Source organism: uncultured Methanobrevibacter sp. (assembly GCF_905235195.1).
Classification (GTDB): Archaea; Methanobacteriota; Methanobacteria; order Methanobacteriales; family Methanobacteriaceae; genus Methanarmilla.
The window spans coordinates 22,784-47,637 of the sequence record NZ_CAJOKH010000028.1; the positions used below are offsets into that span (position 1 = coordinate 22,784).

Annotated in this window: 15 protein-coding genes and 2 pseudogenes; 7 read left to right on the forward strand and 10 right to left on the reverse strand. The window is 26.8% G+C overall.

All coding sequences use genetic code 11. From position 1 onward, the window contains the following. Window positions 1–354 precede the first annotated feature (354 nt). From QZ146_RS04460 to QZ146_RS04485, 6 genes are all read left to right on the forward strand, one after another. Window positions 355–753: a 30S ribosomal protein S15 gene (locus QZ146_RS04460; RefSeq protein WP_295722454.1), complete on the forward strand. Its 399-nt coding sequence runs from the start codon at window positions 355–357 to the stop codon at window positions 751–753. Then, a complete protein-coding gene (locus QZ146_RS04465) occupies window positions 743–2,077 on the forward strand; it encodes a DHH family phosphoesterase (RefSeq protein WP_295722467.1) in 1,335 nt (444 codons plus the stop codon). Before QZ146_RS04460 ends, QZ146_RS04465 begins: the two co-directional genes overlap by 11 nt. A 257-nt stretch (window positions 2,078–2,334) precedes the next feature. Next, window positions 2,335–3,525: an aconitase X catalytic domain-containing protein gene (locus tag QZ146_RS04470; RefSeq protein WP_295722455.1), complete on the forward strand. Its 1,191-nt coding sequence runs from the start codon at window positions 2,335–2,337 to the stop codon at window positions 3,523–3,525. A 276-nt stretch (window positions 3,526–3,801) separates the two neighbouring features. Then, on the forward strand, window positions 3,802–5,265 hold the full coding sequence (locus QZ146_RS04475) for a Mur ligase family protein (RefSeq protein ID WP_295722456.1): 1,464 nt from the start codon (window positions 3,802–3,804) through the stop codon (window positions 5,263–5,265). Between the two features lie 50 nt (window positions 5,266–5,315). After that, window positions 5,316–7,688 carry a DEAD/DEAH box helicase gene (locus QZ146_RS04480; RefSeq protein ID WP_295722457.1) on the forward strand — a complete coding sequence of 791 codons (2,373 nt, stop codon included), beginning with the start codon at window positions 5,316–5,318 and terminating at the stop codon, window positions 7,686–7,688. Between the two features lie 162 nt (window positions 7,689–7,850). Next, the gene (locus tag QZ146_RS04485; RefSeq protein ID WP_295722458.1) at window positions 7,851–8,582 is read left to right on the forward strand and encodes a tRNA (adenine-N1)-methyltransferase; all 732 of its coding nucleotides are present in this window, start codon (window positions 7,851–7,853) and stop codon (window positions 8,580–8,582) included. Window positions 8,583–8,998: 416 nt separating this feature from the next. On the opposite strand, the gene leuS is transcribed toward QZ146_RS04485, so the two are convergent. The 3 genes from leuS to QZ146_RS04500 form a co-directional block, all read right to left on the reverse strand. Beyond that, window positions 8,999–11,860, reverse strand: a complete 2,862-nt coding sequence (leuS, locus tag QZ146_RS04490; RefSeq protein ID WP_295722459.1) for a leucine--tRNA ligase — start codon at window positions 11,858–11,860, stop codon at window positions 8,999–9,001. Between the two features lie 238 nt (window positions 11,861–12,098). Then, window positions 12,099–12,920, reverse strand: a complete 822-nt coding sequence (locus QZ146_RS04495) for an NAD+ synthase (protein WP_295722460.1) — start codon at window positions 12,918–12,920, stop codon at window positions 12,099–12,101. Between the two features lie 215 nt (window positions 12,921–13,135). Beyond that, window positions 13,136–13,672 carry a DUF2115 domain-containing protein gene (locus QZ146_RS04500; protein ID WP_295722461.1) on the reverse strand — a complete coding sequence of 179 codons (537 nt, stop codon included), beginning with the start codon at window positions 13,670–13,672 and terminating at the stop codon, window positions 13,136–13,138. Between the two features lie 352 nt (window positions 13,673–14,024). Here QZ146_RS04500 and QZ146_RS04505 point away from each other — a divergent pair, with 352 nt between their 5' ends. Continuing rightward, window positions 14,025–15,038 carry a TRC40/GET3/ArsA family transport-energizing ATPase gene (locus tag QZ146_RS04505; protein WP_295722462.1) on the forward strand — a complete coding sequence of 338 codons (1,014 nt, stop codon included), beginning with the start codon at window positions 14,025–14,027 and terminating at the stop codon, window positions 15,036–15,038. Window positions 15,039–15,388: 350 nt separating this feature from the next. Here the strand turns inward: QZ146_RS04505 and QZ146_RS04510 are convergent, their stop codons facing one another. The 7 genes and pseudogenes from QZ146_RS04510 to QZ146_RS04540 all read right to left on the reverse strand — a co-directional run. Then, window positions 15,389–16,033 (reverse strand): cobalt-precorrin-7 (C(5))-methyltransferase, encoded by a 645-nt coding sequence (locus QZ146_RS04510; protein ID WP_295722463.1) that lies wholly within the window; start codon window positions 16,031–16,033, stop codon window positions 15,389–15,391. A gap of 113 nt (window positions 16,034–16,146) precedes the next feature. Further along, window positions 16,147–18,024, reverse strand: a complete 1,878-nt coding sequence (locus QZ146_RS04515) for a DUF2357 domain-containing protein (protein ID WP_295722464.1) — start codon at window positions 18,022–18,024, stop codon at window positions 16,147–16,149. 8 nt (window positions 18,025–18,032) lie between these two features. Next, a complete protein-coding gene (locus QZ146_RS04520) occupies window positions 18,033–19,856 on the reverse strand; it encodes an McrB family protein (protein WP_295722465.1) in 1,824 nt (607 codons plus the stop codon). A gap of 328 nt (window positions 19,857–20,184) precedes the next feature. Beyond that, window positions 20,185–21,660: a sodium-dependent transporter gene (locus QZ146_RS04525; protein ID WP_295722466.1), complete on the reverse strand. Its 1,476-nt coding sequence runs from the start codon at window positions 21,658–21,660 to the stop codon at window positions 20,185–20,187. Window positions 21,661–21,842: 182 nt separating this feature from the next. Next, window positions 21,843–22,124: pseudogene (locus tag QZ146_RS04530) on the reverse strand (hypothetical protein); the annotation flags it as partial. Between the two features lie 222 nt (window positions 22,125–22,346). Beyond that, complete coding sequence (locus QZ146_RS04535; protein WP_365316609.1) at window positions 22,347–23,864, reverse strand: ABC transporter ATP-binding protein; 1,518 nt, start codon at window positions 23,862–23,864, stop codon at window positions 22,347–22,349. A 558-nt stretch (window positions 23,865–24,422) separates the two neighbouring features. Beyond that, a pseudogene (locus tag QZ146_RS04540) lies at window positions 24,423–24,854 on the reverse strand (transposase); the annotation flags it as partial.

Below are 24,854 nucleotides of genomic sequence, written 5' to 3' on the forward strand. Positions count from 1 at the left end.
ATTATTAAATTTTAAGATAATTTAATTTAGGATATTCTAATTTAAGATATTCTAATTTAATATTCTAATTTAAGATATCTAATTTAATATTCTAATTTAAGATATCTAATTTAATATTCTAATTTAAGATAAGATAATATAAGATAAGTATAATATGAAATAAACTTGATTTAAAGAGTTTTATTTATAATTTAAATTTTATAAGTATTGTAAAATTATTATTAATCTAATTATAATTTTTTAGTTAAATAAAAACTTTTAACTTCCAAATATTTAATTAGTTTTAGTTTTTTTCAATATTTTAACATTTTATTAAAAAATTAACATATAATAATTTATAGTGAGGTATAAAATATGGCAAGACCTGAATGGGTAATGTACTCTGATGAAGAAGTTGAAGAATTAATTGTTAAATTACACAAAGAAGGTAAATCATCTTCTGTTATAGGAATTACTTTAAGAGATCAATATGGTATTCCTAGTGTAAAAGAAGTTACTGGAGAAAAAATCACCACTATCTTAAAAAGAAATAATGAATTTGGTGACTATCCAGAAGATATCATGGATTTAATTAAAAGGGCTGTAAATATTAGAGACCATTTAAATGAAAATCCTAAAGATTTACACGGAAGAAGAGGATTAACTATTATTGAATCTAGAATCAGAAGATTAGGAAAATACTACGTTAGAGAAGGCCAATTACCTGAAGGATGGAGATATGACCCAACAGAAGCAGCACTCCTTGTTAAATAGATCTGCTGAAGCTTGTAATATGCTTAAAAAGCATATTGATCAAAATCATATTATAAGAATTATTTCTCATAATGATGCAGATGGTTTATCTGCAGCAGGTGTAGTAGCAAACGCTATAAAAGAGGAAGATGGCCAATTTCATCTTACCATAGTTCCTCGTCTTAAAATGGATGTTATATCTGATTTAAGAAAAGATGACTATGAAATTTTCATGTTTCTAGATATGGGTAGTGCATGTTTAAAGCCACTTAGTAATTTTAACTCTGATATTATTATTGCAGATCATCATCAACCAGCAGATGTTGAGATAGGTTCAAATATTATTCATGTCAATCCTCATCTATTTGGTATAGATGGTAGTAGGGAGTTAAGTGGTGCAGGTGCTGCTTATCTTTGTATTCGTGAAATGGATAAAAAACATCTTGCACACCTTGCACTTGCTGGTGCATTTGGTGATATGCAATGTCAGGATAAGTTTATAGGCATGAATGAATTGATTTTAAATGATGCTATTGAATCTGGTAGTGTTGAAATTCATGAGGGTTTAAAAATTGCATCAAAATCAAGTGAACCCCTTTATAAATCCTTAGCATATACCTTTAAACCAGAACTACCTGGTTTAACTGGGGATTTAGAAAAATCACAAAGTTTTCTTGAAAAAATGGGTTTATCTTATGGAATCAAATTCACAGACTTGGAAGGTGAAGAACAAGATATTCTAAAAGATGAACTTGTTAAAATCAATCCTAAAATCTTATCTGACGTTTATACTATACCAAAAGAAATTTCTTACCTTAAAGATTTAGAAGATTTTTCAGATATTCTTGATGCATGTGGGAAAAATAAGAAATATGGTTTGGGTATAAGTCTTGCTTTAGGAGAACGTGGAGACGCACTTGACGGAGCACTAAAACTTAGGGAAGATTACAGATTACAACTTCTAAAAGGTATGGAATGGATTAGAAAAGAAGGAGCAGTCAAACTTGATACTATTCAATACCTATACAGTGAAGATGAAGTTATTAAGAAAGTTATGGGTACTATTGCAAGTATAGGTATATCAGTGGGGATATTTGATGCAAATAAACCTGTATTTGGATTATCTAGATTACATAGGGATATTAAGATTTCTGGTCGAACCACAAGAGAAATGGTTGAAAGAGGAGTTAATTTAGGTAAGGCTCTTAGTGATTGTTCTAGTAATTTTTCAGGTCAAGGTGGAGGTCATGATATTGCAGCAGGTGCAATGATACCATATTCTGCTAAGGATGAATTTTTACATTTATTAGATGAGCAAATCGCTTATCAGTTAAATAATAGTTAATTTATTAACTATTCTCTTTTTTTTATTTTATTTACTTATTTTTATATGTGTTTTCTAAATTTTATTAATTTTTATTTATAAAATTCTTTTTTATCAATTTAAAATTTATTAACATATTTTTTCAATAAAAATTTTACTTAAGTTTCATAAAATATTAAATCTATAATAAACAAACTATTTTTAAATAATTAAAAACTTATTATTAAATAATTAAAAACTTTTAATAAATTATTAAAAAATAATTTTAAGATGATAATATGTATTTGACTCCAGAAGAAGAGAAAATGTCTAATGGGGAATATGGTGAAACCATTAGAAAAAGTATGGATATATTGATAGCTTTAGGAGATATTTATGGTGCTGAAAATTTTGTTGATATTTCATCAGCACAGGTTTCAGGAGTATCCTATAAGACTATTGGTCAGGCAGGTTTAGAATACCTTGAAGATTTAGCATTGGATAAAAAAGGATTTGCTACAATTCCGGCAACATTAAATCCGGCAGGTGTAGATTTAGATGACTGGAAAGATCTTGGATTCAGTGAATTTTTTGCAGATAAACAAAATAAAATAGTAGATGCATACGGTAAACTTGGTATAAGTAAAACATGTACCTGTACTCCTTATTTGATTGGTAATGTTCCTAGATTCGGTGATCATATTTCTTGGAGTGAATCTTCTGCTGTAGCATATGCAAACTCTGTTATTGGAGCACGTACTAATCGTGAAGGAGGTCCTGGTGCACTTGCAGCAGCTATTGTTGGTAAAACTCCATTATATGGTTTTCATTTAGATGAAAATCGTAAGGCTAGTTTAGTAGTTAATGTAGATTGTGAACTTGAAGGTATAGACTTTGGAGCATTAGGTTATGCTGTAGGTCAAATAGTCTCAGATGGTATTCCATACTTTAAGTGTCAAAAACAAAGCATTACAAATGGTAACCTTAAGGCTTTAGGTGCAGCACTTGCATCTAGTGGTGCAGTTGCATTGTATCAAGTTGAAGGTGTAACACCAGAATATGAAACAGTATATTCGACTGATGCAGATGATACTATTACCATTACTTCAGATGATATTAAACAGACTAAAGATAAACTATCTACTACAACCGAAAAAGCTGACCTTGTATGTTTAGGTTGTCCTCATGCATCTCTTGAAGAGATTAAAGACCTTGCAAATATTGTTAATGGTAAGAAAATTAAAAATGAGTTGTGGATTTGTACTTCAATAAATGTTAAAGCTGCAGCAAGTAGAATGGGTTATACTAATATTATTGAGAATGCTGGTGGCCATATAGTATGTGATACTTGTATGGTAGTTGCTCCAATAGAAGATTTAGGATATAAAAATATTGGTGTAAATTCTGCTAAGGCTGCAAACTATGTACCTAATATGGGAGGCATAGATGTAATATATGATGAGCCGGAAAACTTAATAATTTTTGAATAGTTTTCAAATCATCAAATTATTAATTTCAAATAAAATATTATATTTAAAAATTTTTATTTTAGCTTTTAATATAAAATTTTTATTTTAGTTTTTACTTATAATATTTTATTTTAGCTTTTAATTATAAAATTAAATTATACAAAATAATTATCAACTTAAAGATTATTATTTATTATTAATTTATTATTTAGTTAAACTAGAGATAATTATTTAATTATTAAAATCATTTAATCAAACCAGAGATTATTATTTTTAAAACTAATAATGGAGCATAATATGAATTATAAAGTGATTGGGGCAGGAAATGCAGGTAGGCCTATTGCAAGATTATTAAATCATTTAGGTCATCATGTTGAAATCACAGACCCTAAAAAACTAGAGGATTTTCATCCTGATTTTAAAGCAAGATTAGTTGAAATGGAAAAAGAAGGAGTAATACTTGACTTGGGAAATAGTGAACCTGAATTTAATAATATTGACTATGTATATATGGCTCCTACACTTCCAAAAACTTCATTTGCATATAAAAAAGTTCAAGAACTGGATTTAAAAATTATTACAAATGAAATGGTAAGTGACTTATTAAATGAAGTAATTACACTTGATATTATAGGTATTACAGGTACTATGGGTAAAACTACAACTACATTCATTACAACTAGTATTTTTGAAACTGCAGGATATAATGTGTGGAGTTGCTCTTCTCTTAACCAGAATCTTGTAAGTGAGGTTATTGTAGATGGTGTTGTAAATGGTAAAAATGAAGAATGTGATATTTGCGTATTTGAACTACCTCATGGAACAGCAGGATTATTCCCAAATATCCGTGTAGATATAGGTTTATTTACTAATATTCACGAAGACCATCTTTCAGAATTTGCAGGATCTATGGAAAAATATATTGAAAGAAAATTGTTCATTGTTAAAAATTCTAAAACCCTTATTGCAAGTAATCACTTAAAAGACTTGATTAATCAACGTTCAAATAGAACTGATACCTACTATTATGGATGGGATAATCCAGATTGGGATGTAGATTTCTGTAATTTTATAGGTTACGCGTCTAAAGATAAAATTACCATAAAATACAATGCAAATAATTTAAAAACAAATGTTTCTAATATTTCAGGTGAATTTGAAGGCCCATTTCATATGAAAAGTTATTTCTATGAAAATGCAACAGGTGCAGCTGCAGCGGCCTTAAGTTATGGGTTAGATGAAAAACCAATTATTGAGGCACTTTCTAAATTTAGGGGTCTTGAAGTCCATATGGAAAATATTGGTAAGTATAATGGCCGTGAAGTCATTCTAGACTCAGCATTTTTATATGAGGGTATGAGACTTACCATGGAATATTTTAAAGATGATGAGGTAACCCTTCTTCTTGATAATTTTGACACATCAACTGAAAGAGATAAAGAAGAGGTTGGGCGTCTTTGCGGTGACTTTGTAAATGTTATTGTTGCAACCGGTTTTAATGAGGTTAGCCAAAAAATTGAAATGGATGCTGCCCAGGCAGTACTTGATGGTGCAAAAGATACTAAGGCTCTTGGTGTGGTTGCTGGGACTATGGAAGAAGGTTCTAAGTTATGTATAAAGTATTCTAAACCTGGGGATATTATTCTTCATATTGGCCCTGTAATAATGCATGATAGACAGCGTATTGTATCAAGTATTAAAGAAGGTTTAAAAAAGGGTTGTATTGAATACGAAGGTAAATTTAACTATGAAGAATATTAATATGTATCTAAAAAATATGTTTTATTATATAAATAACTAAATTGATTGTTATGGCTAATTATATTGAACATCCTTTACTTAAGAAGAATGGTTTAGAGTCAAGAATATATCAGAAAGTTCTTGCTGCAAATGCTCTTAAGAAAGGAAACACTATGATAGTTGCTCCAACAGCATTGGGTAAAACTGTTATTGCAATACTCGTTGCTATAGACAGATTAGTTAAATTAAAAAATACTAAAATCCTTGTTTTAGCTCCAAGTAAGCCTTTAACCATTCAGCATGAAGAGTCTTTTAGGGAATTTACAACTGTTCCAGTTACATCCATTACAGGTGGCATAAAGGCTGATGAGAGAGAAAAAAGATGGAAAGAATCAACTGTTATATGTGCGACCCCTCAAACTGTAGAATCAGATTTACTTAAAGGAAGATATACACTTGAAGATTTATCTTTAATCGTTTTTGATGAATGTCATCATGCAGTAGGTTCATATTCTTATGTTTATCTTGCAAATCGTTATATTCAAGAGAGGGAAAATCATTTAATACTTGCTCTTACTGCATCTCCAGGTCATGACAAGTCTAAAATCAAAGAAGTATGTAATAATCTATTTATTCAGGATATTGTAGTTAAATCTGAAGATGACCCAGATGTTAAACCTTATTTTAATCCTATAAATATTGATTGGGTTCCTATTGAACTTGGACGTGAACTAAAAAAAATACAAGACTTTTTAAATAAGTCTCTTAAAACCAGACTTAAGGCCCTTAAAAATATGGGGGTTATATCTTCTATTACAGTCAGTAAAAGGGATATTCTACAGGCTCAATCAAGGATTAGAAATAAGCTTGCAACTACAACAAATCCTCCAAAGGAATGTTATCAGGCTGTTTCAATTGTTACCGCAGTTATTAATGTCCAACATTCATTAGAATTACTTGAAACCCAAGGAGTATCTACTTTAAACCAATATATTAAACGTCTTGAGAAGAAAAAAACAAAGGCCTCTAAAAATCTTTTTTTAGACAGTAATTTTTCAAGAGCAGCTCGTCTTTCACGTATTGCAGAAGATAATGGTCATGAACATCCTAAACTTAAAAAACTTATTCAAATACTTAATAATGAATTAGGTTTAGATGATGGTCAAACAAGAATTCAATCACTAAGGAATTCCCCAGATTCTGAAAGTATTGAAGCTCCAAAAATTTTAGTTTTTACCCAATTTAGAGATACTCTTGAAGTAATTCATCAAAAATGTCAGGAAGAGGGTATTAAATCTGTTAAGTTTTACGGTCAAGGTAAAAGTGGTGGAGAGAAAGGATTAACTCAAAAACAACAAAAGGAAATTATCAAATCCTTTAAAATGGGTAATTATGATGTACTTTTATCTACAAGTGTAGCAGAGGAAGGTATAGATATACCTGCTATTGATCTTGTAGTTTTATATGAACCTGTTCCATCAGAAATAAGAATGATACAAAGAAGGGGAAGAACGGGTAGAAAACACGAAGGTAAAATGAAGGTTCTTTTAACAAAAGGTACAAGAGATGAAGCTTACTTTTGGGCTTCAAAAAGGAAAGAATCAAATATGAAATATCAATTAGTAGAAGGAGACTTATTTGATAATCTTAACCTTAATGCTGTTGAGAGAATTGAAAGTGTTAGATCAATTAAGGCTGTTGAAGTAGAAGGTAGTGATAAAAATAGTGATAAGGATAATCAAGATAAAGTTACAGCAAAATCTAAACCTTCTAAAGTAAGTATATATGCAGATTCTCGGGAAGGTAATTCAAATATAATTCGGAATTTAGATCAAATTGGTGTTAAAGTAGAAATCAGAGAGATGGCTGTTGGTGATTATCAGATTAGTAATGATGTAATCATTGAAAGAAAAACTACAAAAGATTTTAGAAGTTCCATAGTTGATAAACGCCTATTTAAACAGGCTACTTTAATGAGAGAAGAATTTAAAAAACCAATAATGATTATTGAAGGAAATGATTTATATGCAGGATTTTTAGATTCTAATGCTATACGTGGAGCTATTGCATCTATTGCTATAGATTTTGGAATCAGTATTATACCAACAAGAAATTCAGATGATACTGCTGCAATGATTAAAAGAATAGCATTTACAGAACAAAAAGGTAATAATACTCCAATACAAATTAGAACAGAAAGAAAACCTGATAATCTATGGGAACAACAACAATTTATAATTGAATCTCTTCCGAATATAGGTCCTGTAACAGCAAAAAAACTTTTAGAAAAGTTTGCAACTGTAAAGAATGTTTTAAATGCAAGTGCAGAAGAGCTTCAAGAAGTTGATGGTATAGGTTTAAAAACAGCAGAAAATATTGTTAAGGTTATAGACTCTAAATATTTACACTTTAAAAAAGATAATTCTAATAAAAAGTTAATTTAAGTTATAGTTATATTAAGTAATTTAATCAAAGTCATTAAGTTATATGTTAATATTATTAATAATCCTAAAAATTAATTTATTTATAGATTAATATTATAGTAATTTTAATTAAAAATTTATTTAGATAATAAAAATAAAATAAATCTAATCTAGGTGGTATATGTGAAGGTAATAATTGATGAACGTGGAAAAAAATATTTGCTTCCAGAAGATAGGGAATTTCACAGTGATCTTGGTATTATAAAAAAGGAACAAATGGAAAGAGCAACTATTGGAGATGTACTAATTACACATCTTGATAAGGAATTTAAAGTTATAAAACCTAATGTTAATGATTTTATTGATTTAATGGATCGTAGATGTGCTATATTATATCAAAAAGATATAGCTACAGTACTTGCACGTACTGGTTTAGGTTCTGGTGATAGGGTTGTAGATGCAGGTACAGGTGCAGCTGCTTCTGCATTAAATTTTGGTAATATTGTTGGTCCAAAGGGTCATGTTACCTCATATGAGATAAGAGAAGATTTTGCAGAGGTTGCAGAGAAAAATGTAAAAAATTTCGGTCTCGATAATATTGAAATTAAAAATAAGGATGTTAAAGAGGGTATTGAAGAGGAGGAATTGGATTTAATATTTTTAGACTTACCTAAACCATTTGAGATACTGGAAGATGTTTTAGACTCTTTAAAACTTGGTGGTTGGGTATCTATTTATGCACCTTATATTCAACAGGCAGAAATCTCATATAATATATGTAAAAAATTAGGATTTTCCAATATTGATATTGTTGAAAATCTTGAACGTGGCATTGAAGTTAGGCCTCAAGGAGTTAGAGGTAAAACTCGTATGTTAGGACATACTGGTTATTTAGTTTTTGCACGTAAATTATAAAACTTCAATTAAAATAGATTAATTATTCATTAAATTAATTTTATTTATAAATTCATGCTTCTATTTCACTAGCTTTTTAATTATTTTTATAAGTTATTTTTAAGTAAAATTTAGATTTTAATATTTTTTTAGTTTTATATTTTTTCTAATATTTTAAATTACAATTTTTATCAATTTATTTCAAATTAAATTAACTAATTTTTTTCATAGGTTTTAATGATATTATAAATTAATATTAATTTTCATTTAAAAAAAATATCATTTAAAAATTCTTTAAATATAAAACTTAACTTTAAAATATTATCAAAGTTAAAAAAAGCCAAGGGACAAATAATTATCCCTTGGATTCGTTGTTTTGTTGATTACTTAATTATATAATATTTATTTTTTAAAAAAGAATATAATTAAATAAACTACTATTCTAAAAATATTGCTGGTTTATAAGGCATAGCATTTCTTGCTTTATTTTGAGGGTCATATGAATCATCTCTATGTATAATGACTTCACTACCACATTCCTCTTCAATATATTCCTTACTATCTTCCAATATACTTGCTTCATTGAGTTTACCCGTATATTTAGTTTTAGTAACTTCCTTACTAATTTTTTTAGCATTTTGAGCAATTGCTTTTTTATCAGAATGTATATTTTCTTTCATTGCTTTGCCCATAATTTGTCCAATATCTGGTTTTCCAACTTCGTCAGCAATTCTATATAAATCCCATTTCCAATCTGGAGCAAGGTAAATATGGACTTTTTCAACATCTTCTTGAACCATTTTCATAATCTCTGTAATATCTTTTACAAGATTTTGGGTAAGTTGTTCTGATGCAATAATATTTTCATTAATTGTACTTTCATCATATTCTGGCCATTTTGCTTCACTTGCAAATCCAGAACCTCCATATTTGCTCCAAAGCTCTTCTGAAGTATGTGGAGTAAATGGGGTAAGTAATTTAATCCAGTTTTCAATTAATGTAGATAAAACATATATTAATTCTTTATCAGGATTGGTAAGTAAATGTTTTGTTTTATACATATAATGATCTACATCTTTTTTAAGTAGGAATATTGATTCCTGGGATGCTTTTCTAGTTTGAAATACTTCTAAAGCTTCAGTTGCATTTTTAATATGTATATTTAATTGACCTATCATCCATTTGTCAATATTACGCTTTAATTCAACTGGTTTTATATTGGATAAGTTAAGTTTTCCTCCAGCTATTTCATTAACTTTTTCTGCAAATTCTCTAAACCATTGGACTCTTCTTTGAGTACCTTTAACTTCTTTATCTCTCCAATCGAAATCTTGCCATGGTTCTGCAGAACTCATTAAGAATAATCTTACAACATCAGCAGAGAATTCATCAATAGCATCATCAAGTAAAATTACATTTCCTTTAGATGAAGACATTTTATTTCCTTCTAGAAGTCCCATACCAAATACAACAGTTCCTTTAGGCCATTTTTCTTTAGGAAATATTGCAGAGTGAGCAAACATTAAGAAACTAAGATGGTTTCCAACTAAATCTTTTGCAGATAATCTCCAATCTAAAGGATACCAGTAATTAAATTCATTTTGTATTTCTTTAATTGTAGCATCATCTACTTTAATCTCATCTGAGTCAATATCTAAAAATACCTTATCAAAGAATGCATCATTTAATAGATCTTCATCCATATCTTTTAGATATTTAGCTATTGCATAATAGGACATATAAATTGTTGAGTCTGTAAGTGGTTCAATTAACCATTTTTGATCCCAGGGTACTCTTGTTCCAAGACCTACTCTTCTAGAACATGCCCAATCATCTAACCAATCAAGATAATATTCAAAGTTTGATTTAACTTCTTCAGGAATAATTGTTTCCCCTTCAAGACATTCATTAGCTTTTACTTTCCACTCTGCATTAGAGTATTTCATAAACCATTGGTCATTTAATATTTTAACTACACAACGATGACCACATCTGCAGATAACAGGTCTCTCTGCAAAATCATAGATTATATCAGCATGTCCTGCATCAATTAAATCATCTTTAACTTCATCTCTTACAAATGCTACTCTTTTACCAGCATATTTTTCTATATGGCCACTTACATGACCTTTACTATGTTCAATTTTGTATAATTCTTCTGTTGCAGTTTGAACTTTTGCATCATCTTGATTTGTAATTTTTAATTTTTCTACTATCTCAGCTGCAGGAATCTCACCATATCCTTCTACAGTTACAACATTTCTTGGTTTTGCAGCTTCAACTAATGGACGAATATTGTATTTTTCTATTAATTCATCGTTATTTTTTAAATCTTTAAGTGCAATATAATCTGCAGGTGCATCAGCAGGTTCAGAGAATACTACTCCACTACCATATTCACTACTTACAAAACTTGCAGGAAATACTGGTACATCTTCATCAGTTAGAGGATTTTTAGCTATTTTTCCAATATACTCTTCAGGATTTATATCTTCTAATTTTTTAAGATCCTTTTGATTGGAAATATTATAAAACCCATCTTCTGACATTATCCATTTTTCACCTTTATATTCACCACTTTCCACTTCAACTAGAATATAATCAATTTCAGGGTTTAACCAAATGTTAGTTGCACCAAAAATAGTTTCAGGTCTTAAAGTACCAGTAACTAAGAATTTATCATCAATAGGGAATTTTAAAAGTGTAAGTTCGTTTACTCCAACACCTTCACCTTCAAGTAGGTCATGGTCTCCTACAGGGTTTTCATCATGTGGACAATATTTAACAGGATGTTCTCCTTGTTGGATTAATCCTTTCTTATAAAGTGTATTAGCTTGCCAAGTTATGAATTTTTGATAAGTAGGGTCAATTGTTCTAAATTCTCTTCTCCAATCAATAGTATATCCCATTTTCTCCATTACATTATGGTATGAAAAGTATTTTACAATATTGATTGGATCTTCAAGTGTAGATAATGTATCATGAGGAACCTTATGAACATTTTCATATAAGTCTAAAGTCCATTTGTCTTTGTTTTTTATTCTATCTGCAATTCCAATAACAGGTGCACCAGTTACATGCCATCCCATTGGAAACAATACATTATAACCTTGCATTCTTTTAAATCTTGCAAATACATCTGGAACAGTATAGGTTCTTCCATGTCCAACATGCATTGCACCACTAGGATAAGGGAATGCTACTGTAATATACATTTTTTCTTTATCATTTGGGTTTGATTCAAATAACTTTGCATCTTGCCATTTTTCCTGCCATTTTTTTTCTATATTCTCTGTCATGGAATCACCATTTTTATTATTTTATATTATTGATTCTAAGTTATTAATTTAAATTTAATTTTAATTATTTACAGATAGTTTATTATTTTAAATTAAATTATAATATTTAGTGCATATTATTAATTTAAATTTAATTTTAATTATTTACATATAATTTATTAATTTAAATTTAATTATAATTATTTAGATAAGCTTATTTTTTCTATTTTAACTAAAATTTTTTTTACTTAAAGATAAATTAATTTTCAAGTATTTTATTAGATACAATTGGACTTTCAGGTATTTGAACCTTATGACGATTATTTACTATTTTATTTCTAATCATATTAATTTCATCATCTGAAATATCAAGTTGTAATCTTATTTCTTTATTTGTTAGGTCCACGTCCATAATCATATATAATAGATTATCTAAAAGTTCATAACTTAATCCAATCTCATCTTCATCAGTTTGTCCTGGCCATAGGCCTGCTCTTGGTGGTTTTATTATGATTTCATATGGGATTTCCCACTCATATGCAAGTTCTCTTAATTGGCTTTTATAAATGTCTCCGAGTGGTTCCATATCACAACCACCATCACCATATTTAGTAAAGTATCCAATTAAGAGTTCACTTCTATTACCTGTTCCCATTACTAAATAATTTTTAAGATTTGCAAAATAATATAATAGGCACATTCTAATTCTAGCTTTAAGATTACCATCAGCTAGTTTAAAGTCATCTGATGTATAATCGGATCCATTTTCACTAGCTATTTTAATAAATTCACTTGAAATAGAATCAATATTAACCTCTTTATATTCAATATCTAAAAGTTTAGCCATTAATCTAGCATGGTCGGTATCTTCCTGTGGAGTGGTTGAGGAGAACATATGTATACCAAATACATTCTCTGCACCAATAGTTTCTGTAGCTAAATATGCTGCAACTGTTGAGTCAATTCCACCACTTAAACCTATAACAATACCTTCACTATGGGATTTTGAAACCTTATCTTGAATAAACAGTGAAATTTCATCTTTAACTTTTTGACTATTTAGTTTTGGTAATTTACTCATAAAAAATCACAAGAGAAAAGATTTTTTTTAAAAAATTAATCTACGTATAATATATTGTTCTTTATTTATTTAATATTAATATTAAATATCAATTATTTTTTTTAGAAAATAGATTTTCAATTATTTTAAATATAATTATTTTTCATAAATTTTTCTAAATAAATTATAAATAATATAATATTCTTCTTTTAACATTAAAAAAATAAGTAAAATTTTTAAAAGTCTAATTGCTCAGCAATACAGAAGGGACATACCGCATGAGGATTATCCTTATTATTTTCTTTAACAGGACAATAATATATTCCATCTTTATATAGTAATTCTAGATTTCCAGGGAATTTTGTTCCTACAGGATGAATAGGTTCTTCAAGGATAAATGTTGTATATAGTGAAATAACAAAATAGATTTTTATAGCTTCAATACTTTTTTCTTTTGTTTTCGTTTTTTCAAGGTATAGATTTTCAAGTGTTACAATGGATTTTATATATTCATCAAAATCAAATTTTTCATTATTATAGGTGTTTTTATCATTTTTAACATCATTAATCCTTAAAACAAAATATTTAGCATAAATTTCAAATGTGTTTTCTTTAACAGGGCCTTCTGTATATGCTAAATCTTCTTTGATTTCATTTATAACTTTCATCTGGTCATAAACACTTATTGTTTTTGCTTGGGTTTTTAAAATTTTTACTAGTGATGATTTATTGTTATCTTCATTATCAATTAATTTGTTTAAATCCTTAAACATTTTATCACTTGATTTAATTTTATAATTGCTTTATTAAAAATGATTATTATTTTTATCATTATTATTTTTATTATATAAGGACTTTTATATTAAATTTGACTTATTGTAATTTTTTCAAATTTTCTACTTATTTGGTATAAAGGGTATAAATCTTAATTAATTATTTTTTTTATTTATTGATAAGAATAATATTTATTACAGATGTAAATATAATATTATTTACTTAATGATTTTATAAATTATCTATGTAAAAGTAGCTATATTGGCAAATTCAGTTTATTATCTTTTTGTTAATGATATTTTTATAAAATTTTTTTTTAAATTTATAAAATCACTATTTGGAGTGTATATTATGGCTTTTAAAGATTTATTTACTTTTAATAAAGATGAAACAACATTTGTATTTGTAGGTGGAAAAGGTGGAGTAGGTAAAACTTCTGTTTCAGCTTCAACTGCAATATGGTTAGCAAATCAAGGTAAAAAAACCTTAATTGTATCTACTGATCCTGCTCATTCCTTATCAGATTCACTTGAAACCTATGTTGGACCATACCCAAAATTTATTAGTGAAAATTTATGGGCTATGGAATTAGATCCAGATGTTGCAATGGAAGAAAAACAAAGAGAGTTAAGTGCACGTAAAGCATCAGCAGATGGAGATTCAATGATGGGTCTTGATTTTTTATCTGATCAGATGGATTTAGTATCATCATCTCCAGGTGCAGATGAAACAGCAGCATTTGAATTATTTTTAAAAATTATTAATAATGAAACTGATGATTATTATGATGTGGTAGTATTTGATACTGCACCTACAGGCCATACCTTAAGATTACTTTCATTTCCTGAATTAATGGAATCATGGGTTGGAAGAATGATGAAAGCAAAAGCAAAAATCGGTGCTGCTGCAAATGCACTTAAAAATATTATGCCGTTTATGGACGCAGATGATGCTCAAACTTCAAAAGAACTTGAAGAAACTAAAAAACAAGTCGAAAAGGCTAAAAGTATATTATCTGATTCTGATAGAACCACATTTAAAATGGTTGTTATTCCAGAAGAAATGTCTATATATGAATCTGAAAGGGCAATAGATGCGTTAGATAAACATGATATGAAAACAGATGGTATAATTGTAAATCAGGTAATGCCTGATATTACAGACTGTGATTTCTGCCATTCTAGATTTAAATTACAACAAAAACGTTTAGCTTTAATTGCTCAAAAATTTTCTGATAAAGAAATTACTCAAGTTCCTCTTTTTAAAGATGAGGTTAAAGGAATGGATAGATTAATATCATTTTCTGAATTCCTCTATGAGGATAAAGACAATGATGAGGTAGAACAAAAAGCTATTCAATTATAAAATATGTTTAAATTCAAGTTAAAAATTTTTTATTTTCTTATTTTTTTACTATTTTTTTTGATTAAAATTTTTTATTAATACAAATTATAGGCAATTTTTTATTATCTATTTTAATAATTTTTTATTTAATAAATGGATCTTTTTTTTTGAAATGTTTATTGAGTTATGCCTTTTCATACTAGAATAAAGAATTGATATGGTAATAGCACTGTATATATACATCAATACTAAATTATTATTATGAATAAAAAAGAAAATTTTTTAAGATATCTTGTAGCTATATTCTTTCTTTTAATTTTACTTTTTGGTTCTGTTGCTATTGTATTTTTATATACTGCTCAAAGAGGATTTTAATTCTTAGCAGATATTACCATAACACACATATATGTAAACTCAGATTGGCTAATTTCTTTAAGTGTTCCTTCTACTATTTGCTCATCTGGATAAGTTAATCTTTCACATACTATTACTTTACGATTACTGTCAACATTATTGTCAATTAAAAATTGTGTTATGTCTTTTACTTTTCTTGATGGTAATGCTATGGTTTCTTTTCCATTATCTATAATTGGAAGTATATCTTCAATATTTTCTCTTCCATGAAATGTCATAATATTTGCCTTATCCCATGGAATTTTAGATCGAGCAGAGGCTAGTTGAAGTGAACTTATACCGGGGATTACTTCAATGTTTTCTTTGTTAAATTCTTTTTCTTCTGCTATTTCGAGTATTGGGCTTAGTAGGCCTGAAAAGCCTGGATCTCCTATTGATAGTAGTGCTACTGTTTTTCCACTTTTTGCAATGTCCACACTTTCAGCAAGATTTCCATGTAGGTTTTTCACATTAAATTCCTTTACATCTTTAACTTCATCAAATAAATCTACAGCTCTTTTACTTCCAATAACAATATCTGCAGATTTAACAGTTTCTACAGCCTTATATGTTAAATACTCTTTAGCACCAGGGCCAACACCTACAATATACAACTTTGACATTTCATCTACCTATAAAAATTAAGTAATTAAATTTTATTTTAAATAAATTCATTGTTTATTTTTAAATTATTTATTTTAAATAATTTTAGTTTTCTATTTTAAAAATTAGAAAATTAAGTAGAATAATATAAATGTTCTGAAATTAAACCATGATTTAATAAAAGTGTTTTAAGTATTTCTTTAATTAGGATTTCTAAATTATTTTCTCCAATATCTTTATTTCCTGGAGTCAGCGCAAAAGCACCAACAGAGGGGATTATTAAATCTGATTCTGTGAATTTTTTAGTAATGCTTCCTGGATATAATACGTAAGACCCTTCGGTTTTTAAAATAGAATCTTTATAGGTATGCATCTTGTATATATCTCCATCTTTAAAAATATAATCTTTCTCTTCAAGGCTATCTCTTTTTTCAATTTCTTCATCTATATCTTTATTAGTTTTTTCAATTTTTGAATAAAAATCCGCTATTTCTAGTTCAGATCTGTATTTTGCATCAAAATGAATATAGTGTATGTTTTCTCCAGTGGTAATTAAAAGTGTATAATCAGGTTTAAAAGCAAGTGAATATGATTTATATCTAGATTTATCAGAAAATCTCAAATTATAAAATAATTCTATCTGGATATCTGAATTATATAAGTTTATATTAAATTTTTTAATAGATTTTATACCTTTTTTAATACTCATTGACCATTTGTTCTTGTTAATCTCAAAAACATCTTCAAAACTTATTTTATCAGTACTTAATTTATTTAAAACTTTCAGTAAATTGAAATAACACCAGTATTCATATAGTTCACTTAATTTTTTTTCTAATCCTTTGAATTGGTCATTTATTTCATTCCAACTTAATCTAAATGAAAATTCTAACATTAAAAAATAATGAAAAATTTCTCTGTAACCTTCTTTTTTTTGTAAAATTTGTGAGTTAAATGGAACATAATCCATAGTAGAAATATCATTGAAGAATTTTTTAGATAAATAATAGTTTGTTTCATCTTTAAAATCTAGTAATTTGTCTTTAATATAACCATCTTTAGAATTAAATAATAATTTCTCTATTAAATTTTGAATAAGTTCTAAAAAATATTTAAAAAATCTATTTTCTGGAATATCAATTATGTCCTCATGTTTTATTTGCTCAATTTTATATGGCATATGTCCATTAAGTTTATTTGAAATTTCTAAATCTATTTCTGTTTTAAATAAATTGTTAGGTTTTGTAACAATATTTTTTAAGGTATTTTGATTTAGATTAGATGCAAATGATATAGGAACTGTTTCGTTATGGTTTTTTAATTGTGAATGTAAATTTTTAGATAAATATTCAAATATTGAAGGTAAATTTTCTTCTTTAAATAAATATTCTAAAAACATAAAATCTTCATAAAATGTATTTTTTTCTTTCTTGTCCAGTTCAAATTCCTGATATAATGGGGAATTAACTTCAAAAATTAAACTTAATGCATGTTGTGATAGATCAGCAATCATTGAAGAATATTGGTTAATATAATCTATTTTTTTAGATCTAACCTCAATTGGAACTTTAATTGATAGTTTTCCATCTTTTTTAATGTCCAGATAAGATTTACCTACATAACTTCTAAAATTTAGAGTTCCAGCTATTTTATATTTTTTATTATCTCCTAATGTGAATCTAAATGGTTTAAAATGATTATTATTTATTTTTGTTAGAGAATATAAGACGTCATAACTTGCATCTGCATCATCTGATTCGAATAGAATTTGGTATTCTGTTTCTTCTAGAAACATTATATTTGCAAAATTTGAGGAATTATTCTGCCAGTATTGAATAGGAGTTTCATTATCTACTTCATCAACAAGGGGTATGTTTTCTAGAGTTATTAGGCTAGAAATATCATTAGAATAATATTTATTTGCTTTATAGTCTATGGAACTAATAGTTAAAATCCCTAATTCTTTAGAGTTTTCATCTCTTAAACGAATAATAATTTTCTGTTCAATCATTTAAATCATTAGTTTATAAATGAAACATATCTTTGTTGAGATAATACTTTTGCCATATTTTGAAGTTTCATTGCAGAAGAGGGGTATCTTGCATTTTCAGTTTTAATTTTAAAGTTTTTAGGGTTTTCATTGTTTTCTCTATTATTTAAGCAATTATTAAATAATTTTATTAATACATCGCCTATTGCCTTTTCAGAACCATGTAATTTTGGAAGTATTTTTTGCTTTATTTGCGCATCAAAATATCTTTGCCAGTTATTCCATTCTGTAGGGGTTTTTTCATATTTCCATGATACAATCATAAATCTTAATATTTCATTGATGACTCTAAATCCAAAATCGAATCCAGAACTTTTAAGTGTTTTCTGAAATATTGTAAGTTCATTAGCCAAAATATCCCATAAATTATTTCCATTATATGAGATATTAGATAATACTTCTTTTAATTCTTCAATATTTAAATCTGAAATATCAGAATCAATTAATGGTGATTGTAGATATTCAATATTTCCATTAAAGTCTTCTGTATTTATATTATTATTCATATAATCTATTGCATCTAATGTATCAAATTCGATAGTATTGGCTCTATCAAGAACCTTAGGTGAAAACATATAGGTGGTTTCATCAACATTAACTGTACCTATTAGGAATATATTTTCTGGAAGTTTTATGGTTCTATCCTTCCCATATAAAGGTATCTCCTCTTTACTTTCTATTGCAGATAGGAAATCTGCAAAATACCTTTCAACATGTGATAAATTCATTTCATCTAAAATTAAAAAATAAGGGTTTTTACTATCATTTTCTGCTTTTTGAATAAAATCATAAGCAGGTGTAGAGTGGTATTCATTTGTAATTACATTGTAATATCCAATAATATTAGTGTTATCTGTCCAGTTAGCTCCTACAGGAACAATAATGTATTTATCATCAGCATTTTTATGTGTTTCTATTTTTTCAACATTTTCATTTGGCTTATCACAATCCCATTTTGGTTTAAAATTTTTAAAATCTTTATTATTAATTTTTAGTTTAAGTTCAACTTTTTGACCTTTTTTTTCAGTTAAAATTTCCATTATCTTGGTTGTTTTATTAAATTTAAATCTTGGGGTAATTCGTAATTTTGCAAATGATTTGATTCCGTCAATTATTATTTTACATGGGACAAATCCTTTTTTAAATGGTAAATAATCGAAGATTTTCATATTTAACATCCAATATCCCTTTTCATAAGCAGATTTATTTGAGTTCTGTTCGAGTAGAACATAGTTGTCAATTTCGCTATAATCATCTAATAGTTCTTTTATTCCTTGACAATTTATTTTAATATCAATTTCAGGAGTGTTTTTATTGTATCTGCCTTTTAAATTGTTTTCATTATATAAAGTTTTCATATGATTTTTTAAATCAACACTGTCATAAAATAATTGTATTCCTATCATCATTTGTCCTTCGGTAGGAGTATCATTAATTAATATGTCTAATGGTTCTTCGCAATGTTTTAGAGGAATATAATTTTCAAAATTGCTTTTTTCTAATGTCCAACCTTGATTACTCCATGAAGAATAATTTATTTTTCCTTTTATATTCACATATTTTTCTTTATCTTCATTAGGTTCAATTTTTGGATCAATAATTTCTGAATTTATATATTTTGCAAATAATTGAGATAATTTTGTTTTTCCCGTTCCAGAATTTCCAGTTAATATTGTAAATGGCTTTACTTTTAGAGATAAAAGGTAATTTTCTATTAATTTTTTATCAAAATAGTAACCATTAGAAATTAGGTACCTATAAAAAGAATAAGCATTTATATTTTTATTTGACATATAGACCCTACCTACAGAAATTGTATTACTACAATTTTTATATAAACATCTATATAAAAAATGGCTTTTTTATAAGAATTAAAGGAGTATGAATAGTTTTTTTAAAAAATTATAAGAATTGCTCTTTCTATTTGATTAAAGAAATAATATTTATATAGATCTATTATAAGATCAATAGATCTTCTTAGATCATATTAAGATTTTATAGATCTAATGTTTCCAATTAGACAATAAAAACATAATTTTTGATGGTATAAAATAAGGTTTCTACTTATTTAAAAAAAGTTTTTTTTAATACATAATTGTTTTATTTAATTGAGTCTAATGGTTACTCGCGATTATTACTCTTAATCTTGGGTTTTTCTTTAATATTCATAAAAATATAGCTTAATATTAAAACAGTAGCTGTAATTATAATATAAACAAGTAACTCAAAATTATTTGCATTTATAAGTAAATTATATACTCCATTGCCCCACATTATAAATAAAAATACTGGTAATATATATTTGAGGATAAACATCCATGTTTTTCCTACTTTAACCTTATCATTTTCATTTAATATTGGAATAACCTCTTCAATATCATAGAACCATCCAAATATTATACATTGAATCGCGATTAAAAGGAGAATGCAAAATTCTGTAATAAATGTATCAACAATACCTATTAGATAACTGCTTATTCCTGTTGTAAATATTAATGATAGTATGCAACCAACTATTGACAATATGGTTACTGTTTTTTTACGAGACCAGTTTAGTTTATGGATTGTTGAATTTATCATTGGTTCAAATATTGCAATAGCAGAAGTTATTCCAGCAAATAATATTGATATAAATAATAATGGAGCAAGTATGTGGCCTATAAGTCCCATTTTATTAAAAATCATTGGGAAAACAACAAATACCAGTCCTGTACCTTCACTTATCAATTTAGTAATTGGTGTTCCAGAAGTATAGGACATATATCCGAGTATTGAAAATATTCCAAATGAGGTACATACTTCAAATGCACAATTTGCAAAGACTACAATCAAAACATTATCAGTTAATTTTGACCCTTCAGGTAAGTAACTAGCATATGTTAATGAAATTGACTCTCCCATACTTAATGAGAAAAGAATTTGTGAGAAGGCTGCTAGCCAAATATTTACATTTAAAAGCATTGACCAATCAGGTTTTAATAATGTATTTATTCCAATATTTGCACCTGGTAGTGTTAATGCAAAAAGAATAATAAAAACCATTATACCAAATAGTAGAGGGATTAAAATCTTTGAAACTTTACCTATTCCTTCATTTAAATCTTTATGGGAAATGTACCAGACCATAATCCATGTTATTAACATAGAAATAAGTGTTGGAATAATAAAGTTTGTCATATTAGATAAATTTGAGTTTCCACCAACATTTTCTACAAAATACATTGTAGAATTACTTCCCCAGTTGAAATTTAAACTAGAACCTAAATATACCAAATCCCAACTTATTATAACCAAATAATAGACTAGAACAAAATAAATAATTAAAACTAATGTCCAGGATAAGTACTCTAATTTAGGATTAATATTTTTTAAAATATTGGCAAATGAATCTTTATGTCTAAATCCAACGCCATATTCTAATATAAGAAATGGAATCCCCATAATTAGAATTGCAACTAGGTATGGTATAAAAAAAGTTCCTCCACCATTGGAATAAACTACATAACTATATCGCCAAATATTACCTAATCCAACAGCTGCTCCAATCATTGAAAGAAGAAAAGTAATTCGTGAATTCCATTGATTATTTTTAATCATTATATTCTCCAATTAAATATTTTTTAGAAATATTATAAATAGATTATCTATTTAGTTAATAGATTTTTTATTTAAAATTTTAGTTTTTTTTGAGCTTGTAAAATTTCATAGTCTTATTTTATTTTATTTTTATATGTTTTTTATGTTCAATTTTGCATTTAAAAGTTTAGAAGTCTTAGAATTCAATTTTTATTTAAATAATTTCTTTATTTTTTCTGGATTTGTTTGCCTGTAATAATTTTCGATTTTATTAGATGTTTTTTCTATGTTATCATAATCCAGGTGTTCTACATAACTATGGAAATGATTGATATGTGTTTTCTTATGAAATATTTTAATACGATTGGGATAGCAATATAATTATGTATATATTCTTTAAATTTCTCTATTTTCTTATTTTGAATTTTATCCGAAATATTTTTTAATTTCTCAGAATTTTCGTAAATACGATTTTTATCTTTTCCTTTGAATATTTAAAGAAAAATAACAAAGTTCAGCAAAACATAGTTTATTCCAAAATCATTGAATTCTTAACTCAAAATAAACCCCATAATTATTTGATGGACATAATTCTTAAAGACAACCCTAATCTAATTAAAATTGCAGATGATTGCAATTTACCAAATGGTTTTGGAATACTATAAGTAATTAAATATTACTAATCTTTACAACATTCCACTCTTTATCTAATCTTGTAAATGATGGTCCACAATTATTATGGTCTTATCATCTTTAAATGATATTAAACACTCATAGATTGCTTTTAAAGACTGTTTATCAATGTTACTACCCACTTCATCAATTAAGATAATTTTTGGATTTCTTAATAAAACACGTGCGAGGGATATTTTTTGTTGTTCACCAGACGAAAGGTTAATATTATCTCCTGAAAGCATAGTATCAAATCCTTTAGGAAGTTTATCCAATAAATTATCTAATTTAACTTTTTTAATAATATCCATTAATTCATTATCACTAACATTATCTTTATCTAAACAAATGTTATCTCTTAAAGTACTGTCAAAAATAAAAGGATTTGCCATAACAAAACCAACATTTCTTCTTAAAGAAGATTCTGTAATCTCATTAATGTCGAGTCCATCAAAAAATATTTTGCCATCAGGCATCTCTATTATTTTTGTTAAAATATTAAGTAAAGTACTTTTACCACTTCCATTAGAACCACTTAAGATATTTATGCCTTTCTTGAAATTAGCAGAGAAATCTTCAAATATTACTCTATCATATTCAAAATGAATATGTTTAATCTCAATATCTCCATTAGTAACATTTAACTGCTTATCACCCCATTGTTTAGAAGGTGCATTGTAAATCTCTCCAAGTTTATAAACAGATGGAATAGTTTGTTCTAAATTAGTTAAAAGACCCATAGAATCTGTTGAAATTTGTGAGAATGAAACTAGATATGATACAAACATTGTAACAAGTCCTAAAGAAATTTCACCAGTAATAATTAAATGTCCACCATAAAAAATTAGGATTAAACTTGGAATAAGGAAAAAAAACATCCCATCTACCATTTGTCGAGCATATAAATGAGCCATTTGATTTTGTTTTTTAGCATACTCACCTAATATATTTTCATACCGTCCTAAAAAGAATTTATCTAAAGAATAAACATTTACAAAATTAATATTTCCAAATATGGTCTTAATCACTGAATAAATACTAGAAAAAATCTCAAGTTGCTCTTTAGAAATTCGTCTGATTTTTTTTGAAATAAAATATGAAACCAAGAATATTATTACTATAGGAATAAAAGCAACGAAAGTTAATCTAAAATCCATAATTAATAGAGTTATAATGATTAATATAACTTGAAGTACATTTTTTATTAATGAAGGAATAGTTGAAGAAATTAAAATATTTGAAAATCTTAACACATCAGTCAAACTATTAGTAATCTCACCAACACCATATTTTTTATTATTATTAATTGATTTAAGAAAATATATTCTACTTTGCTCAAAAAACAATTTTCCACGTAAAAACATTTTAAAATACGATCCGAAATATTGAAAAACGGCTGATAAAATTGCAACTATAATAACAACATTTAATAACAAGTAGAATTTTGAATACTGTTGATAAGGAATAACTGAATCAATTATATATTTAGTAAATAATGGTATTAGGAATGTAAATAAAGACCCAATTAAATCTAAAGTAACTATTAAAATAATCCATTTTTTTGCTCAAGAATATATTTAATTAAAAAGTCTTTATTTTTATATTCATGCTTCATTAGTATTCGCTCCAAATTTGATATTTTCTAATAGATTTAAAATATAAACTTTACACTCAAAATCAATATTTATAACATCAGCATATTATGTATTAAGTTAATACTCATATATAATATTACTCAATTATCGGACACTTCTGTTATTCATTCGTAAATTAAGTTTAAAGTGTTATATTAAACTTCTTTATTTTTTTATTTTGATTGATCTCTTGAATCGCACTTATTGACAGTTACCTGCAGATTTTACAGAAAGACATGTCCCACATCCATTTTCGATAAAAAAGTATGTTTTATATATGTACTTTTGTATCTGAGTGATGATTGCGTAAATGAAGGATTGCCTTCTGATATTTAAGAACTAGCATTAAATTGTTTTTTATAATAAACCAACTTTCAATTTTTGTAGTATTTATGGGGAGGGTACTTTGTAACCTTTTCAAAATCATCAAGACACTTTTAAAGCACCGACCATAATTATTTTAGGGGTCTGGATTTTTCAGTTCTCAGATAATTGTTGTATGGCTGTTTTTGAGTAAAATCCTTGTGATATGATTAAGGCTCCTAAAAATACATTTAGATATACTGTTTTTTCAACAGATTTTGGTGTGTATTTATGGATTTCTCTTAAGTTAAGTCCTTGTTTGAGTAATTTGAAAAAATCTTCTATTTTACCTCTAATTGGTTTGAAATTTTTCATTCGTCTAATTTTTTTAATAATTCATCTTTTAGATTCTCAAAAAATCTTTTCTCTCTTTTAATTTTCTTTGTTTTCATAAATGATGATAATAGGTAGGATAATTGGTCATTTAGTTTATTTCTTTTGAAATTATCTTTTGGGAAAATAAAAGGAATGATTTTATATTTGCTAATTCCTAATTGGTAGTTTTTATAGCTGTAATATCCTTTGTCAAAAATTAATGTGTCTCTT